Source organism: Dactylosporangium aurantiacum (assembly GCF_000716715.1).
Taxonomy (GTDB): Bacteria; Actinomycetota; Actinomycetes; order Mycobacteriales; family Micromonosporaceae; genus Dactylosporangium; species Dactylosporangium aurantiacum.
In genome coordinates this window covers 1-17,571 of sequence record NZ_JNYJ01000078.1, presented here as the reverse complement: position 1 = coordinate 17,571, position 17,571 = coordinate 1, and the positions used below count along the sequence as shown (strand labels likewise).

Genomic DNA, 17,571 nt, shown 5'->3' with positions numbered 1-17,571 from the left:
CATCATGCCCGTGGCAGGCGGTAGACGCGGCGGGCCGTGCGGTGCCAGATCATCGCCTGGTCCGCCTCGCCCAGCGGGTCGAGCAGCTCGCCCAGCACGTCGATCCAGCGCTGGTACGAGGTGGCGAGCAGGCACACGGGCCAGTCGGAGCCGAACATCAGCCGGGACGGCCCGAAGACCTCGATCGCGTGGTCGACGGCGGGCCGCAGGTCCTGCGGGGTCCACGTCGACCAGTCGGCCTCGGTCGCCAGCCCGGACAGCTTCGCCGTGGTGTTCGGCAGCCGGGCGAAGGTGCGCAGGTCCCGGGCCCAGCCGCCGTCCCGCGAGCAGGGCGTCGAGGGCTTGCCGAGATGGTCCAGGACGAAGCGCACCTCGGGCAGGTCCCGGGCCAGCCGGGCCGCCGCGGGCAGCTGGTGGCGGCGGATCACCAGGTCGAACACGAGACCGGCCGCACCGACGGCCGCGACGCCGCGGCGCAGGTCCGGCCGGTCGAGGAAGGCGGGATCGGACTCGCCCTGCACGAGGTGGCGGATGCCGGCGAGCCGGTCGCCGCCCGGGCCGGCCCGCAGGCGGGCGACGCGCTCGGCGACGTCGCCCGCCATGAGGTCGACCCAGCCGACGACGCCCCCGATCAGGTCGCTCGTGCCGGCCAGGCGCAACAGGTCGGCGGTCTCCGCCTCCGAGGAGATGGACTGCACGACGACGGTGCGGGTGACCCCGGCGGACTTGGCCAGCGGGGCCAGGTCATCGACGGTGAAGTCAGCGTTGATCGCCGTCATCGTCGCGGCGTTGATCCACGGCTGCGGATGCTCGGCGCGGACCCAGAGGTGATGGTGGGCGTCGACGATGTCCCACTGTGCCGGCGCGCGGTCGCTCATCTGCCCAGCCAGCCGCCGTCGACGGGCAGCACGACGCCGTTGACGTAGTCCGACGCGGGTGCGGCCAGGAACACCGTGGCGGCGCCGAGGTCGTCGGGGCGGCCCCAGCGGCCGGCGGGGATCCGCTCCAGGATGGCCCGGTGCCGCACCGGGTCGTCGCGCAGCGCCTGGGTGTTGTCCGTGGCGATGTAGCCGGGCGCGATCGCGTTGACGTTGACGCCGTGCGCGGCCCACTCGTTGGCCAGGGCCTTGGTCAGCCCGGCCACGCCCGACTTGGCGGCCGCGTACCCGGGGACGTTGATGCCGCCCTGGAAGCTCAGCAGCGACGCGGTGAAGATGATCTTCCCGCGGCCGCGACGGACCATCTCCCGGCCGAGTTCCCGGCTGAGCACGAACTGGCTGGACAGGTTGACCTGGATGACGTGGTCCCAGTACTCGTCGGGGTGCTCGGCCGCCGGGGCCCGCGCGATGGTGCCGGCGTTGTTGACCAGGATGTCGATGTCGCCGAGGGCGTTGAGGTCGGCGGCGAGCCGGCGCACCGCAGCCCGGTCGGCGAGGTCGGCGGTCACGGCGGTGAACTTCCGGCCGGCCGCCGTGACGCGCCGCTCGGCCTCGCTGCCGCTGGGCTCCAGCTGCGCGGACACGCCGATGACGTCGGCGCCCGCCATGGCGAGCGCCTCGGCCATCGCCAGCCCGATGCCCCGCCGCGCGCCCGTCACGACGGCGGTGCGCCCCGACAGGTCGAACATCGCGGTCACCGTGCCTGCTCCTGCCAGTCGATGAGGACCTTCATGACGCTACCGCCGGACTCGAGCGCGGTGAAGGCGTCGGCCACCGTGCCGACGGGACCGACGCGGGAGATGAGCCGCTGTGCCGGCACGGCCCCGGTCGCGATGAGCTGGACGGCCTCGACCATGTCGTCGCGCTGGTACAGGCGGGCGCCGAACAGCTCGAGCTCGCGCCAGAAGAACCGGTGCAGGTTGACGGGGCGCAGCTGCGGGTGGATGGCGACCATGACGAGCCGGCCGCGGGTGGTGAGGACGTCGACGGCGGTGACGACCCCGGCGGCGGAGCCGGACACCTCGAAGGCGATGTCGGCGCCGGCGCCGCCGGTGCGCTCCTCGACGGTTGCCGGCACGTCGGCGGCGGCCGGGTCGAGCGTCTCGATGCCGAGCTCGACCGCGACCTCGCGCCGGAACGCGTCCGGCTCCACCAGCAGGACCCGCGCGCCGCGACCCTGCGCGACGGCGGCGATGAGCACGCCGACCGGCCCACCGCCAACCACCACGACATGGTCGTCGGCACCCACGTCCGCGCGCCGCACGTCGTGCACGGCGACGGCCGTCGGCTCGATGAGCGCGGCTTGCTCCAGCGGCAGGTCCTCCGGCAGCGCGATGACCAGGTCGGCCGGGACGTTCCACCGCGACTGCATGGCGCCGGGCGAGTCGATGCCGAGGAACTGCATGCGGTGGCAGATGTGGCTGTGCCCCCGGACGCACGCCGGGCACTCGCCGCACGCCCGGGTGGGCATCACCGTGACGGGCTGACCGACGGACCAGCCGGTGACGCCCGGGCCGATCGCGGCGACCCGACCCGACATCTCGTGCCCGATCACGGCGCCGGTGCCGACCCTGGCGTCCATGTCGCCGTGGTAGATGTGCAGGTCGGTCCCGCAGATGCCGGTGTAGGCCACCGCGATGCCCAGCTCGCCGTGGCCGGGCTCCGCCTCGGGTCGCTCCTCGATGTCCAGGGTGCGCGCCCCGCGATAGACGACGGCTTTCATCGAACTCCATCCGTGCTGGTGCCTGTCCGCTGCGGCAAGCGCGGAAAAACGTAACTCGTATGACGTATCCAGTCAACGTGAGTACGCGCCGTCATGGCTCGGTGACAGAAACAAACATATGACGTATGTCGTCAATCCTGTAACGTGCGTCGATGGATTGACGGCGAAGCCGGGATGCCGTTCCGCTGACCGCCCCCGGCACCCGTCGATCCGCAGCACAACGGCGCGGCGGCGCGCGCCCCCACACCCCCCGCACCGTATGGAGGTTGCTCCCATGCACCGAACACGACCGCCACGCCGAGGAGCCGGGGCGGCGGTGATGCTCGCGCTGGCCGGTGGAACTTTCACGGCCGTCGTCACGTCGCCGACCCCCGCGGCAGCGGCCATCAGTGCCACCGACTACCAGCAGGTCACCCTCGCCAAAGGGCTCAGCGAGATGGGCGAGCCGCTGGCCATCTCCGTGCTTCCCGACCGGTCGGTGCTGCACACCGCCCGCAACGGCACGCTGCGGCGCACCGACGCCGCCGGCAACACCTCGGTGATCGGCAACATCCCCGTCTACACGCACGACGAGGAGGGCCTGCAGGGCGTCGCGGCGGACCCGAACTTCGCCACCAACCGCTACATCTACCTGTACCACGCGCCGCCGCTGAACACCCCGGCCGGTGATGCCCCGGCCACCGGCACCGACTGGACCACGCGAACGGCACCTACAGCATCCCGTCGGGGAACCTGTTCGCGCCCGGCACCGCGAACACGCGGCCGGAGATCTACGCGATGGGGTTCCGCAACCCGTTCCGGATGAGCGTGGACAAGGCGACCGGCGTCGTCTACGTCGGTGACTACGGTCCCGACGCGGGCAGCACCAGCTCGACCCGCGGGCCGCAGGGGCAGGTGGAGTTCGACCGGATCACGTCGCCGGGCAACTACGGCTGGCCGTACTGCACCGGCAGCAACACCACGAACGAGACCTACAACGAGTGGAACTTCGCCACCAACAGCACCGGCCCCAAGTTCAACTGCACGGGCGGGCCGACGAACAACTCGTTCCGCAACACCGGCCTGCAGACCCTGCCGCCGGCCCGGGCGGCCTGGATCAAGTACGCCGGTGACTCGGGCAGCCCGCCGGAGTTCGGCAGCGGCTCGGAGTCGCCGATGGCGGGTCCGGTGTACCGCTATGACGCGTCGAACCCGTCGACCACGAAGTTCCCGCCGTCCCTGGACGGTCAGTTCTTCGCCGGCGAGTTCGGCCGCGGCTGGATCAAGCCGATCACGATCAACGCCGACGGCTCCCGGGGCACGATCGACAACTTCCCGTGGGTCGGCAAGCAGGTCATGGACATGCAGTTCGGCCCCGACGGCGCGCTGTACGTGCTGGACTACGGCGCCGGATTCGGCAACGGCGACGCGAACTCCGCGCTCTACCGCTTCGACTACGTCGGCACCGGCGCCAACCGCGCGCCGACCGCCGTCGCCGGCGCCAACGTCACCTCCGGCCAGGCACCACTGACGGTGAACTTCTCCTCGTCGGGCAGCAGCGACCCGGAGGGCGGGGCGCTGACCTACTCGTGGGCCTTCGGCGACGGCACTACCTCGACGTCGGCGAACCCGTCGAAGACCTACACCGCCAACGGCAGCTACACCGCCACCCTGACGGTGCGCGACCCGCAGGGCGCCACCGGGTCGGCGAGCGTCCAGATCAGCGTCGGCAACACCGCGCCCACGGTCACGGTGAGCACGCCGGCATCCGGCCAGCTGGTGTCCTTCGGTGACAGCGTCCCGTGGAGCGTCACGGTCAGCGACCCGGAGGACGGCGCGATCGACTGCTCGAAGGTCACCATGACCTACGTGCTCGGCCACGACCAGCACGCCCACCAGATCACGTCGCAGACCGGCTGCTCCGGCACGATCACGATCCCGGTGGACGGTGAGCACGACGACGCGGCGAACATCTTCCCGGTCTTCGACGCGCAGTACACCGACAACGGCGGGCTGACCACCCACACCCAGAACATCCTGCAGCCCCGGCACCGGCAGGCGGAGCACTTCAAGACGTCCTCCGGCATCAACACGTACAGCAAGACCACCGCCGAGGGCGGCAAGACCGTCGGTGACATCCACAACGGCGACTGGATCGAGTTCGACCCGTACAAGGTGAACAACGCCACCTCCGTCCAGGTGCGGGCCTCGTCCGCGGGCGCCGGCGGCACGGTGCAGTTCCGCACCGGCTCACCCACGGGCACCGTCATCGGCTCCGCCACGATCCCGGTCACCGGCTCGTGGGAGACGTTCACCACCGTCACCGCGGCGATCACCAGCCCGCCGGCCGGCACGACGTCGCTGTACCTGACGTTCGCCGGCAGCGGCACCGGCCTGCTGTTCGACGTCGACAGCTTCACCTTCGCCACCGGCACCCCGCAGTCCGGCGTCGGCCCGGTGAAGGGCCTCGCCGGCAAGTGCCTGGACGTGCGGGGCGGCACCTCGACGAACGGCACGCAGATCCAGCTGTACACGTGCAACGGCGCCGCCGGGCAGACGTGGACGCGCTCCGGCCAGACGCTGCAGGCGCTCGGCAAGTGCCTGGACGTCAACGGCGGGGCCACGGCCGACGGCACGAAGATCCAGCTGTGGACGTGCAACGGCGGCGGCAACCAGAACTGGGCGGCGCAGTCGGACGGCACGCTGCGCAACCCGCAGTCCGGCAAGTGCCTGGACGTGTCGGGCAACAACTCCGCCGACGGCACGGTCGTGCACCTGTGGACCTGCATCAGCCCGGTGCCGGCCAACCAGAAGTGGACCCTGCCCTGACCTGACGAGCCCGGCGCCCGCGCACCCGCGCGGGCGCCACTCCCTTCGCAGACCGGAGGAACCATGCGCAGACTTCTCGCCGGTGCGGGCGCCGCCATCGCCCTCGCCGCCGGCACCCTCGCGGCGGCGGCCTCGCCCGCCGCGGCCGCGGACGCCCCGTACGACGTCCTCGTGTTCTCCAAGACCGCCGCCTTCCGGCACGACTCGATCGGCGCCGGCATCACCGCCATCCAGCAGCTCGGCGCGGCGAACAACTTCACGGTCACCGCCACCGAGGACGCCACCCGCTTCACCACCGCCAACCTCGCCCAGTACGAGGCGGTGGTGTTCCTCAGCACCACCGGTGACGTGCTCAACGACACCCAGCAGGCCGCGTTCGAGTCCTACATCCGCGGTGGCGGTGGCTACGTCGGCATCCACTCCGCCGCCGACACCGAGTACAGCTGGCCGTTCTACGGCCAGCTCGTCGGCGCCTACTTCGCGTCCCACCCGGCGATCCAGCAGGTGAACGTGAAGACCGAGAACCGGGCCCACCCGGCCACGGCGCACCTGCCGCAGACCTGGACCCGCACCGACGAGCTGTACAACTACCAGAGCAACCCGCGCTCGACCGCACGGGTGCTCTCAACGCTGGACGAGTCCTCGTACTCCGGCGGCACCATGGGCGCCGACCACCCGATCACCTGGTGCAAGACCATCGACAGCGGCCGGTCGTTCTACACGGGCCTCGGCCACAGCCAGTCGTCGTACTCCGAGACGGCGCTGCGCGCCGAGCTGCTCGGCGGCATCCGCTACGCGGCGAAGCGCGCGAATGCCGACTGCCGGCCGGAGACCGGTTACACCGCGCTCTACAACGGCTCGACCACCGGCTGGTCGCAGTCGGGCCCCGGCAGCTTCACCAACAGCGACGCGACGCTGACCTCCGTCGGTGGCATGGGCCTGTTCTGGTACAGCGCGAAGCAGTACACGTCGTACTCGCTGAAGGCCGACTGGCGGATGACCGGCGACAGCAACTCCGGCATCTTCCTCGGCTTCCCCAACCCGGGCAGCGACCCCACCATCGCGCAGAACCAGGGCTACGAGATCCAGATCGACGCCACGGACAGCGCGGACCGCACCACGGGCGCGATCTACGGCGTCAAGTCCGCCGACATCGCCGCCCGCGACGCGGCGCTCAACCCGCCGGGGGAGTGGAACACGTTCGAGGCGCTCGTGGAGGGCCAGCGGCTCCGGGTGTACCTCAACGGCACGCTGATCAACGACTTCACCAACACCGACCCGAACCGCAATCTCGACGGCTACGTCGGCATCCAGGAGCACGGCACCGGGAACACGGTCGACTTCCGCAACATCCGGATCAAGGAGTCGGGCACCACCCCGCAGACCGGCGTCGGCCCGGTGAAGGGCCTCGCCGGCAAGTGCCTGGACGTGCGGGGCGGCAGCTCGGCCAACGGCACCCAGGTCCAGATCTACACCTGCCAGGGCAACGCGGCGCAGACCTGGACCCGCTCCGGCCAGACGCTGCAGGCGCTCGGCAAGTGCCTGGACGTGAACGGCGGCGGCACCGCCAACGGCACGAAGATCCAGATCTGGACGTGCAACGGCGGCGGCAACCAGAACTGGTCCGCGCAGTCGGACGGCACGCTGCGCAACCCGCAGTCCGGCAAGTGCCTGGACGTGTCGGGCAACAACTCCGCCGACGGCACGATCGTGCACCTGTGGACCTGCATCAACCCGGTGCCGGCCAACCAGAAGTGGACGCTGCCGTAGGCAGCTGACGCCCTACGAAGGGCGGCCGGACCCGCGAGGGTTCCGGCCGCCCTTCTCCGTATCCGGCGCTGGTATTGATAAGACGTCATACCTATGATGTGCTGACGCGTGTCGCGGCGTCAGGCTGCCGCGCCCAGCGCACCTGCCGCCTCAGGTCACGATCACACCCCACCGAAGGAGCACCTCGTGCCCCCGAGATCCGCCAACCCCGCACCCCGACCGACCGGCCGTCGCCGGTCCCTGGCGAGGGCCGCCGCCGCGGTCCTCATCGCCGGCGGCGTCGCGGTCCTGCCACCGCCCGCCACCGCCGCCGTCATGCAGACCCTCTACGCCGCCCCGACCGGCTCCGGCACCGCCTGCACCGCCGCGCAGCCGTGCTCGCTCACCCAGGCGCAGACGAGCGTCCGGGCGATCGCGCCGAACATGACCGGCGACGTCGTCGTGCAGCTCGCCGGTGGTACGTACACCCTCAGCGCGCCGCTGACGTTCACCGCCGCCGACTCCGGCAGCAACGGCCACACCGTGCAGTGGCAGGCCGCGGCCGGCACCCGCCCGATCATCTCCGGCGGGCAGAAGGTCACCGGCTGGACCGTCGCGGACTCCGCGCAGAACATCTGGCGGGCCAACGTCGGCACCGGCTTCGACAGCCGTCAGCTCTTCGTCGACGGCCGCATCGCCACCAGGGCCCGCACCCAGGTCAACCGGGCCGACTTCACCGCCTCCGCGACCGGGCTCAGCTTCACCAACGGGGCGCTGTCGTACCTCAACAACCTGGCCAACAAGAGCCGTGTCGAGCTCGAGTCCGTCAACTCGTTCACCGACCGCTACGTGCCGGTGCAGACGATCAGCAACAACACGCTGACGATGCAGCAGCCCGCGTGGAACAACAACACCTGGGGCTACGACACGCTCACCCGGCCGTTCCGCAGCGGGCCGATGTACCTGGTGAACGCCCGCGAGTTCCTGGACGCCGCCGGGGAGTGGTACCTCGACACCGCCGCCGGCGTGCTGTACTACAAGCCGCTGTCCGGGCAGAACATGGCCACCGCCGACGTGCAGCTGCCGCGGCTGGAGTCGCTGCTGCGGGTGGGCGGCACCTACGCCGCGCCGGCGCACCACCTGTCCTTCACCGGCCTGCAGTTCTCCAACACCAGCTGGCTGCAGCCCAGCACCGGCCAGGGCTACGCCGACCAGCAGACCGGCGCCTACATCTACGGCAGCTGGAGCCGGCCGTCCGACGCGCTGAGCTCGTGCCAGTCCGGCTGCCAGCTCTTCGAGGCGACCCGCCCCGCCTGGCGGCAGATGCCCGCCGCGGTGCAGGTGTCGGCGGCCAACACGATCACCTTCGCCGGCAACCGGTACACCAACCTCGGCCAGGTCGCGCTCGGCATCGGCAACGACGCCAACGCGCACGGCACCGGCGTCGGGCTCGGCGCCCGCGACATCACCGTGACCGGCAACGTGTTCGAGTACCTCTCGGCCGGGGCCGTCATCGCCGGCGGCGTCCAGGCCGACGCGCACCACCCCAGCGACAGCCGCATGACCAACAGCAACATCACCGTGAGCAACAACGTCGTGCACGACGTCGCGTCGGAGTACCGCAGCCACGTCGGGCTGCTCATGACGTACACGGCCGGCTCGACGATGGCGCACAACGAGCTGTACAACCTGCCGTACTCCGGCATCGCCCTGGGCTACGGCTGGGGCGCCAACGACGCGGGCGGCAGCCAGGACTACACCGACCGGGGCCTGTACAACTACCAGCCGCGGTACACGACGGCCACGATCGCGGCGAACAACCGGGTCACCGCCAACTTCGTCCACGACGTGGTGCAGCAGATGACCGACGCCGGCGCGTTCTACCACCTGTCGGCGAGCCCCGGCACGACCGTCAACCAGAACTACTTCCGCAACAGCAACGGCTGGCTCGGCCTGTACTTCGACGAGGGCTCGCGCTACGTGTCCGCCGCGAACAACGTCTTCGACAACACCGGCACCTGGGCCTACACGCAGGAGTGGGCGAACAACAACACCGGCAACCTGACCCTGACCGACAACTGGACGACCAACAACGGCAGCAACGTCAAGAACGGCACCCGGGGCAACATCAACACCGGCACGGTGGTCGTCACCGGCGGCAACTGGCCCAGCGGCGCCCGGGCCGTCATGGCCGCGGCCGGCGTGCAGTCGTCCCAGCCGTCCGACACGTTCGCGCTGCGCGGCCAGGCGTCCGGCCGGTGCCTCGACATCGCCGGCGCCTCCCAGGCGAACGGGGCCCTCGCGCAGATCTGGGACTGCCACGGTGGCACGAACCAGCAGCTGACCCTGACCGCCGCCGGCGAGCTGCGGCTCTACAACGGCACCAAGTGCCTCGACGTGCTCGGCCGCGGCACCGCCAACGGCACGGCGGTGGAGATCTGGGACTGCAACGGGCAGACCAACCAGCAGTTCCGGCTCAACAGCAACGGCAGCGTCACCGCCGTCGGGGCGAACAAGTGCCTCGACGTCAGCGCCAACGGCACGGCCAACGGCACGAAGGTGCAGATCTGGGACTGCCTCGGCGCCACCAACCAGCAGTGGGTCAAGGTCACGTCGTAACCGCGGCGTCCCGCGCACCGTGCCCGGCCGTCCCGGCGGGCGGGCACGGTGGCGGGCCGGCTACCGCCGCAGGCGCTGCGCGTCGCCCGGCCCGCCGCGGCGGACCAGCCAGGCGTCGGTGATGTGGGTGAACATCGCCTCGGCGGCGCCGTCGGGGTCGTGCGCGGCGATGCGCTCGTAGACGCGCCGGTGCCCGAGGTTGGACGCCACGCACAGCGCCCGGTCGGTCCGGCCGACGTAGCGGGCGGTGTGGATCACCTGGCTCTGCAGCGACTTGACCACGCCACGGGCGATGCGGTTGCCCGACGCGTGCATCACGGTGTCATGGAAGGCGCGGTCGTGCTCCTCGTACGTGACGTGGTCGTCGACGAGCGCGTCCATCCGGTCCACGAGCGCCCGGAGCCGGTCGACGGCGTCCTGGTCGGCGGTGCGCGCGGCGACGCCGGCCATGTCGGACTCCAGCAGCCGCCGGGTGACGACGAGGTCGTCGAGCAGGGCGAACGTGTCGTCCTCGGCGACGGTCGCGGCGAGCACCAGCTCGTCGAGCATGTCCCACGCCGCCGGCGGGGTGACGATGGTGCCGCTGCCCTGCCGGACCTGCACCAGTCCCTTCTCCTGCAACAGCTTCACCGCTTCGCGGACCACGGTCCGGCTCACCGAGAACATCTCGCACAGGGCCGGCTCCGGCGGCAGCGGCGTGCCGGCCGGGTGCAGCCCGCGCACGATGCTGCCCACCAGCTCGGCGGTGATGGCCCTGGCCAGGTTGGCGGGGCGGCGCGTCCAGCCCGACGGCGCCGCGACGCCCGCCACGACCGCCTGAGCTCCCACCTGCATACCCGTCACGGCGCCTCCCGAAGTTTCACGACCTGTGCCGGCGTCGTGACGCGAACCGAGTATACGGAACCGATGACGTCAGACGTAATACGAATATGTTACAGGCTCTTGCAGACATCATACGTATGCCCTTATATTTCGTGCCGATGAACCGGCGAGCGTCACATCCTTCGATGCAAAGGACACGCATATGTTCGGAAAGGCACGGCACCGGCACGCACCCCGATGGGCTGCCGTCGCTGCGTTAGCCGTCACCCTCACCGTCTCCGCCTGCGGTGACAAGGGCGGCACATCCTCCGGCTCCTATGGTTTTCCGCAGGTCACCCAGGACGACAAGGCAAAAATCACCGTCTGGGTCGACGCGGACCGGTCGGGCGCGGTCGACGCGTTCAAGAAGGCCAACCCCGACGTCCAGCTCGAGGCCGTCACCTACGACGGATCGGCGAACGGGTCCAACTCCTTCCGGACCAAGATGCAGCTGTTCGACCGGGCCGGCAGCGGCTGGCCGGACGTGGTCTTCTCCACGCAGAACAACGACGCGGCCTGGGCCAGCCAGCAGAGCAACGGCAAGCAGGCCTTCGCCGCCGTCCTCAACCAGGGTCTCGTCGCCAAGGAGTCGCTGGACCAGTACACCGCCGGCGCGCTGAACCCCTGCACCGTCGAGGGCAAGGTGTACTGCCTGCGCAACGACCTGTCCCAGGTCGTGCTCTGGTACAACAAGACGCTGCTGGACCAGTTCGGCTACAGCCTGCCGGCGACCTGGGAGGACTACCAGGCGCTCGGTGAGAAGGTCGGCCGCGAGCACCCCGGCTACATCGTCGGCGCGGCCGGCGACGCCTTCACCCCGGAGATCTACTTCTGGAGCGGCAAGTGCCAGGCCAACGGCATCACCGGCCCGAAGGCGGTCACCGTCAACACCGGCAGCAACGAGTGCAAGCGCGTCGCGTCGATGCTGGACGTGCTGATCAAGAACGGCACGGTCCCGACGGTCAGCGTCTTCGCTCCCGAGTTCGTCAAGAACTACGCGAACAAGGTGCTGCTCATGCCGGGCCCGGCGTGGTACGCGGGCGCCATCTTCAACAACCCGCAGTCGCTCAACGTCCCGAAGGGTCAGCTCGGCGTCGCCGCGCCGCTGGCGTGGAAGGGTGAGGAGGCGGCCACCGGCAACGTCGGCGGCGGCACCTGGTTCATCAGCAGCCACTCGAAGAACCTCAAGGCCGCGCAGAAGTTCGCCGAGTTCGTCACCCAGGCCGACGACTACCAGGTGAACCTCGCTCCGGGCTACCCCGCGTTCGCGCCGGCCGCCGCGAAATGGATCAAGAAGCAGGAGTCGAGCGGCTACTACGCCACCGACCTCCAGCCGATGATCAAGGCCGGTACGCAGATCTGGAGCGGCTGGGGCTCCGGCATCTTCAGCCAGGAGGCCATCTGGGCCAAGACCGTCACCCCCGCGATCGTCAGCGGCAAGAGCCTGGTCAGTCTGCTCCCCGAGTGGCAGACCGCGATCAAGAACCAGGCTCAGGTCGACGGTTACACGGTCACATGACCATCGTCAGCGAGGCCGCCCGCCACCCGGGCGGGCGGCCCCGGCCCTCATCGGCCCGCAGCACCGTCAGCTACGCCTTCGTCGCGCCCTACGCGGTGCTGGCGACCGCCTTCGGCATCCTGCCGGCCCTCTACGCGCTGTACCTGGCGTTCACCAACGGCGACGGCACCTTCGCCGGGATCGGCAACTTCACCAAGGTCGTCGACGACTTCCGGTTCCTGCCCGCCGTCGGCCACGTCGCCTGGTTCCTGGTGATCTGGCTGGTGTCGCTGGTGGTCCTGGTGACCTTCCTGGCCATCGTCGTGCACGGCATCGGTGCCCGCTGGCTCAGCCGCACGCTGCGGCTGGTCTTCTACCTACCGGGCGCCGTCGCCGGCGCGTCCAGCGTGCTGCTGTGGCTGTTCGTGCTCGACCCGACCGCCAGCCCCGTCGCCGGCCTGCTGCGGCTGTTCGGGTTCGACAGCTTCAACCAGGTCATCGCGCCCGGGCACCTGCCGCCGATCTTCGCCATCATCGCGTTCTGGACCGGAGCGGGCGGCTGGATCGTCATCATGTACGGCGCGCTCAACAACATCAGCGCCGACGTGATCGAGGCGGCCCGCATCGACGGCGCCGGCCCGGTGCAGATCGCCTGGCGCATCCAGCTGCCGCTGCTGCGCAAGTGGATCTCGTACATGGGCATCATGTCGCTCGCCGCCGGCACCCAGCTGTTCGTCGAGCCGCAGCTGCTGTCGCAGGCCAGCAACGCGATCGTGCCCAACGACTACTCCCTCAACCAGCTCGCGTACCTGTACGCGTTCCAGCAGAACGACTTCAACGCCGCGGCGGCCATCTCGCTGCTGCTGCTGGTCATCGCCCTCGCGCTGTCCGCGGTCTTCGTGACGCGCGGTGGCCTGTTCGGAAGGGACTGAGCCGTGACGACAGCGGACACGCGGCGCCCCCGCCAGTGGCCGGCCGGACCTCCCGACGGGCGCGGGCGCCCGGCCACCGCACCCGCCGGACGTGCGGGCCGCCCGGGCAGCGCCGGGGGATGGGCCGGGCGCACCATGGTCACGGTCGTGCTCACCGTCTTCGTGCTGTTCTTCGTCATCCCGATCGTGTGGCTGCTGCTGGCCACCACGAAGTCGGCGCGCGAGCTGCTCGTCGGCCAGCCGTTCCTCCCCGGCGGCCCGGGTGACCTGGCCACCAACTGGAGCCAGCTGTTCGACTTCCAGGACGGCGCGGTGACCGGCTGGATCGCCAACTCCGCGCTCTACGCCGTCGGTGCCCTGGTGATCACCCTCATCGCGAGCATCCCCGCCGGTTACGCGATGGCGATGACCGAGTTCCGGTTCCGCCGGTCGCTGCTGGTGCTGACGCTGGTCGTCATGCTCATCCCGAACACCGCGCTGGTGCTGCCGATCTTCCTCGAGCTCAACGTGATCGGCCTGATCGGCAGCCCGCTGTCGGTGATCCTGCCCATGTCGTTCTTCCCGTTCGGCGTGTACCTCACCTACATCTACTTCTCCACCAGCGTCCCGCAGGACCTGCTCGCCGCCGCCCGCATCGACGGCTGCACCGAGCTGAAGGTCTTCACGAAGGTCGCGCTGCCGCTGGCGACGCCCATCGTCGCGCTGGTGGCGTTCTTCAGCTTCGTGCAGAGCTGGAACAACTTCTTCCTGCCCTTCGTGATGCTGCCCTCCAGCGACGGCTACCCGGTCCAGGTCGGCCTGACGTCGCTGCTCGCCTCGACCCCGGCGTTCAACCCGAGCTCGGCCGGAACCCAGTCGGTGCAGCTGCCGACGCTCGCCCTGGCGACCGTCGTCTCCGTGCTGCCGGTGCTCATCGTCTTTGTGTTCGCGCAGCGGTTCCTGGTCGCGGGCATGACGGCGGGAGGCACCAAGGAGTGAAAACGAACCACGCCGAGAAGGAGTACCTGTGAAAGTCACCGGATACCGCAGCCTCACGACCAAGCACGACTGGGGGCGGCTGATCGGCGACGCCAATGGGGTCATGTCCGAGCCCCGCACCGACGTCCACGTGCTGATCCTGGAGACCGACACCGGTCTGGAGGGCGTCGGCGTCGGCGCGCACGGCGACATCGACCGGATCTTCGGCGCCGTCGAGGGTGAGGACCCCCGGGCCGTGTCGGCGCTGTACGACCGCATGCTGGCCTGGGTGTTCAAGACCGGGCACGCCGGCGCCACGTTCGGCGCCATCGGCGCCGTCGACATGGCGCTGTGGGACCTCAAGGCGAAGGCCGCGGGTGAGCCCCTCTGGCGCACGCTCGGCGCGCTGGACCGGTTCGTCCCCGGCTACGCCTCCGGCCTGGACATCGCGCTGGACGACGACGCCCTGGTGCGGCTGTACGAGGGCTTCGCCGACCGCGGTTTCAGCGCCGCCAAGCTCAAGGGCGGCCACGACGTCCAGCACGACCTGCGCCGGCTCGAGGCGTTGCGCGACGTGCTGGGGCGCAACTCGGCGCAGCCGGCGCTCATGTTGGACGCCAACGAGTCGTGGAACCGCACCCAGGCCGTGCGCTTCGTGACCGCGTTGGAACGCGGCGTCGACCTCACCTGGATCGAGGAGCCGGTGCGCCGCTGGGACGCCGCCGGGCTCGCCGCGGTCCGCCGCGGGGTGCGCGCCGCGGTCGCCACGGGGGAGAACCTCACCGGCCTGGAGCAGTATCGGCCGCTGCTGGACGCCGACGCCGTCGACATCGTCCAGATCGGCAACGTCTGGGGCATCACCCACTTCCTGCGGGTGGCCGCCCTGGCGCACGGGCACGACCTGCCGGTCAGCGCGGTGGCCTACCACACCAACCCGTCGGCGCACGCCGCCGCCGCCGTGCCGAACCATCTGGCGTTCGAGGTGCAGGACGTCTCCTCGCCGATCGGCCTCACCGTCGACCAGGAGTACCAGGACGGCGGCATCGTGCTCGGCGACGAGCCGGGTCTCGGCATCCGGGTCGACGAGGCGCGCATCGCGGCCCTGCAGGTCGCCGAGCCGATGATCGCGGTCACCGGGCCGCACGTGCGGCCGTCCCGGGCCGGGCTGCGGCTGATTCCCGAGGCCCGCCACGAGGAGCGGCGCGGCGTCGCGGCGACGGACGGGGCGGGCCGGTGAGCGCGCCGCGGCGGGTCGAGCGGCACGCCCTGGTCGTCGGCGTCCGCCCGGAGAAGCGCGAGGAGTACCTGCGCCTGCACAGCGCCGTGTGGCCCCAGGTCGAGCAGACCCTGCGCGACGCGAACATCACCAACTACTCGATCTTCATCGTGGGTGACATGTTGTTCGCGTACTACGAGTACGTCGGCGACGACCACGAGGCCGACCTGGCCCGTGTCGGCGAGGACCCGGTGACCCGCGAGTGGTGGACGCACACCGACCCGTGCCAGGTGCGCATCGTCGAGGAGCGGATCCCCGGCGCCCGCTGGCAGCCACTCGACGAGATCTGGCACCTGCCGTGAGCGGTCAGCGAAGCGGCTCGGGCCGCGAACCATGGGCTCAGGTGTGGCTCGCGCTGGCGCCGGAGCGCAGCGGAGGTGACGGCGTGAGCGGCCAGCGAAGCGGCTCGGGCCGCGAACCATGGGCTCAGGTGTGGCTCGCGGTGGCGCCGGAGCGCAGCGGAGGTGACGGCGTGAGCGGCCCGGGCCGCGAACCATGGGCTCAGGTCGGCTCGCGCTGGCGCCGGAGCGCAGCGGAGGCACGGGCGTGAGCACGCGGGCAGCGCGGGTGACCGGGACACGGCGAACTGGCCGTCACACCGGCCCGCGCCGCTCGGTAGACTCTCCGCCGACCCGCAGCACTGGCCGCGGCGGGTCGGCGGAGGTCACATGACGGCATCACAGCGTTCGACCGTGGGCGGATCACCGCCGCCCGGTTGGGTCCGGGGACCTGCCAGCCTCGCGAAGGCGCTCACCGCGGAGCTGGTGGAGCGCATCGTTCGCGGGACGCACGAGCCGGGCAGCGCGCTGCCGCCGGAGCCGGTGCTGTGCGAGACGTATTCCGTCAGCCGGACCGTCGTGCGGGAAAGCGTGAAGATCCTGCAGGAGAAAGGGCTGGTCCAGGTCCGGCAGGGCAGCGGCACGGTGGTGAACCCGCCGGCGATGTGGGACCTGCTGGACGAGCTGGTCCTCGGCGCGGCCATCGCGGTCGACGAGGACCTGACGGTGCTCGACGACGTCGTCGTCACCCGCCGGATCCTGGAGTCGGACATGGCGCACGTCGCCGCCCGGCTGGCCGACGCCCAGGCGGTGGAGCGCATCGGCGCGCTCGTGGAGCGGATGGACGAGGTGGTCGAGGACGTCGACGCGTTCCATGAGCACGACGCGGCCTTCCACGACGCCATCATGCAGGCGTCGGGGAACCGGATCGCCCGGGCCGTGGTGCGGTCGCTGCAGCATCAGGTCGTCAACATCGACCGGTACATCGGCCACACCGACCGCGCGCTGCGCGAGGCGGCCAACAGCGGGCACCGGCGCGTCTACGAGCGCATCGCCGCGCATGACGCGCAGGGCGCGCAGCAGGCCATGTTCGCGCACATCACCGATGCCTGGCTGGTGCGCCGCAGCGGCTCCGCGCACCCGGACCGGCTGCGCCGCTGAGCCGGCCTCGGCTCGGTCCCTGCTGGTCATCAACGCACTTTCCGCGAAAAGCGCCGTCGCGGAGCCGTCAGGGTCAATGTGACAATGCGGCGGCGACCGGCGGATGGATGTCCAGATCTGCCTGTCGGGACTCCAATGTGCGCGAAATGACGGACCGAGACGTCGAGGCAGCGGCCGGACTGCACGCCGCTGATGGTGCCGTTGGAGTTGACGTTCCACTGCTGGTTGGCCTGGCCGTTGCAGCTGTAGATCTGCACGGCCGAGCCGTTGCCGGAGCCGGCGGCGTCCAGGCACATGCTGCCGTAGACGGTCAGCTGCCGGCTGGACGTGAGCGTCCACTGCTGGTTGATCTGGCCGTGGCAGTCGTACAGCTGCACGCGGGTGCCGTTGGTGCGCGAGGAGTTCGGCACGTCGACGCACCGGCCGGACTGGGCGCCGACGATCCGCTTCGCGGTGCCGGGCTGGGTCGACGGCGTCGCCGAGGCCGACGTCGTGCCGCCGGTCGGTGACGAGGTCGGGCCGACCGAGTTGAGCACGTTGAGCACGGAGTTGTAGGCGGCCTTCTTGTTGCCGCCGCCGTCGAAGAGCAGCGGGTTCTCGCTGGAGCGCCAGGAGTCGCTGTCGCGCACGCCCCACACGGTGATGCCGACGCAGCGGGGCACGTTCATGCACGCCTGGGTGAGGCCCGCGTACTGGGTGGTGGAGGAGTTGGTGACGTCGACCTCGGTCAGCGCCACGTCCACGCCGAGGGCGGCGAAGCTGGACAGGGTG

13 protein-coding genes and 1 pseudogene are annotated in these 17,571 nt (G+C 70.7%); 9 read left to right on the top strand and 5 right to left on the bottom strand.

The window, feature by feature from the left end; genetic code table 11:
- Positions 1-2: 2 nt before the first annotated feature.
- The 3 genes from OP18_RS47665 to OP18_RS47655 are packed head-to-tail and all read right to left on the bottom strand — an operon-like array spanning position 3 to position 2,661.
- Positions 3-878: an amidohydrolase family protein gene (locus tag OP18_RS47665; RefSeq protein ID WP_033366987.1), complete on the bottom strand. Its 876-nt coding sequence runs from the start codon at positions 876-878 to the stop codon at positions 3-5.
- Positions 875-1,627, bottom strand: a complete 753-nt coding sequence (kduD, locus tag OP18_RS47660; RefSeq protein WP_081971762.1) for a 2-dehydro-3-deoxy-D-gluconate 5-dehydrogenase KduD — start codon at positions 1,625-1,627, stop codon at positions 875-877. Before kduD ends, OP18_RS47665 begins: the two co-directional genes overlap by 4 nt.
- Positions 1,628-1,632: 5 nt before the next feature.
- Positions 1,633-2,661: a (R,R)-butanediol dehydrogenase gene (locus OP18_RS47655; protein ID WP_033366985.1), complete on the bottom strand. Its 1,029-nt coding sequence runs from the start codon at positions 2,659-2,661 to the stop codon at positions 1,633-1,635.
- Positions 2,662-2,935: 274 nt separating this feature from the next.
- Between OP18_RS47655 and OP18_RS51755 the strand changes: the two are divergent.
- From OP18_RS51755 to OP18_RS47640, 3 genes and pseudogenes are all read left to right on the top strand, one after another.
- Positions 2,936-5,469 (top strand): annotated as a pseudogene (locus tag OP18_RS51755) (carbohydrate-binding protein).
- A 63-nt stretch (positions 5,470-5,532) separates the two neighbouring features.
- Positions 5,533-7,239 (top strand): ThuA domain-containing protein, encoded by a 1,707-nt coding sequence (locus tag OP18_RS47645; RefSeq protein ID WP_033366984.1) that lies wholly within the window; start codon positions 5,533-5,535, stop codon positions 7,237-7,239.
- 186 nt (positions 7,240-7,425) lie between these two features.
- Positions 7,426-9,837 (top strand): RICIN domain-containing protein, encoded by a 2,412-nt coding sequence (locus OP18_RS47640; protein WP_245635783.1) that lies wholly within the window; start codon positions 7,426-7,428, stop codon positions 9,835-9,837.
- A 60-nt stretch (positions 9,838-9,897) separates the two neighbouring features.
- Here OP18_RS47640 and OP18_RS47635 read toward each other — a convergent pair whose 3' ends face one another.
- Positions 9,898-10,671, bottom strand: coding sequence for a FadR/GntR family transcriptional regulator (locus tag OP18_RS47635; RefSeq protein ID WP_081971758.1), 774 nt, complete (start codon positions 10,669-10,671; stop codon positions 9,898-9,900).
- A 190-nt stretch (positions 10,672-10,861) separates the two neighbouring features.
- On the opposite strand from OP18_RS47635, the gene OP18_RS47630 reads away from it, so the two are divergent.
- The 6 genes from OP18_RS47630 (at position 10,862) to OP18_RS47605 (ending at position 16,800) form a co-directional block, all read left to right on the top strand.
- Complete coding sequence (locus tag OP18_RS47630) at positions 10,862-12,217, top strand: ABC transporter substrate-binding protein (RefSeq protein WP_033366983.1); 1,356 nt, start codon at positions 10,862-10,864, stop codon at positions 12,215-12,217.
- Positions 12,214-13,128, top strand: coding sequence for a carbohydrate ABC transporter permease (locus OP18_RS47625; RefSeq protein WP_033366982.1), 915 nt, complete (start codon positions 12,214-12,216; stop codon positions 13,126-13,128). Before OP18_RS47630 ends, OP18_RS47625 begins: the two co-directional genes overlap by 4 nt.
- A gap of 147 nt (positions 13,129-13,275) precedes the next feature.
- Positions 13,276-14,106, top strand: coding sequence for a carbohydrate ABC transporter permease (locus OP18_RS47620; protein ID WP_245635782.1), 831 nt, complete (start codon positions 13,276-13,278; stop codon positions 14,104-14,106).
- 28 nt (positions 14,107-14,134) lie between these two features.
- The gene (locus OP18_RS47615) at positions 14,135-15,322 is read left to right on the top strand and encodes a mandelate racemase/muconate lactonizing enzyme family protein (RefSeq protein WP_052388447.1); all 1,188 of its coding nucleotides are present in this window, start codon (positions 14,135-14,137) and stop codon (positions 15,320-15,322) included.
- Positions 15,319-15,663: an L-rhamnose mutarotase gene (locus OP18_RS47610; protein WP_033366980.1), complete on the top strand. Its 345-nt coding sequence runs from the start codon at positions 15,319-15,321 to the stop codon at positions 15,661-15,663. Before OP18_RS47615 ends, OP18_RS47610 begins: the two co-directional genes overlap by 4 nt.
- 390 nt (positions 15,664-16,053) lie before the next feature.
- Positions 16,054-16,800, top strand: a complete 747-nt coding sequence (locus tag OP18_RS47605; RefSeq protein ID WP_245635781.1) for a FadR/GntR family transcriptional regulator — start codon at positions 16,054-16,056, stop codon at positions 16,798-16,800.
- Between the two features lie 29 nt (positions 16,801-16,829).
- Here OP18_RS47605 and OP18_RS47600 read toward each other — a convergent pair.
- A partial coding sequence (locus tag OP18_RS47600; RefSeq protein WP_211273901.1) for a ricin-type beta-trefoil lectin domain protein occupies positions 16,830-17,571 on the bottom strand: 742 nt, incomplete at its 5' end.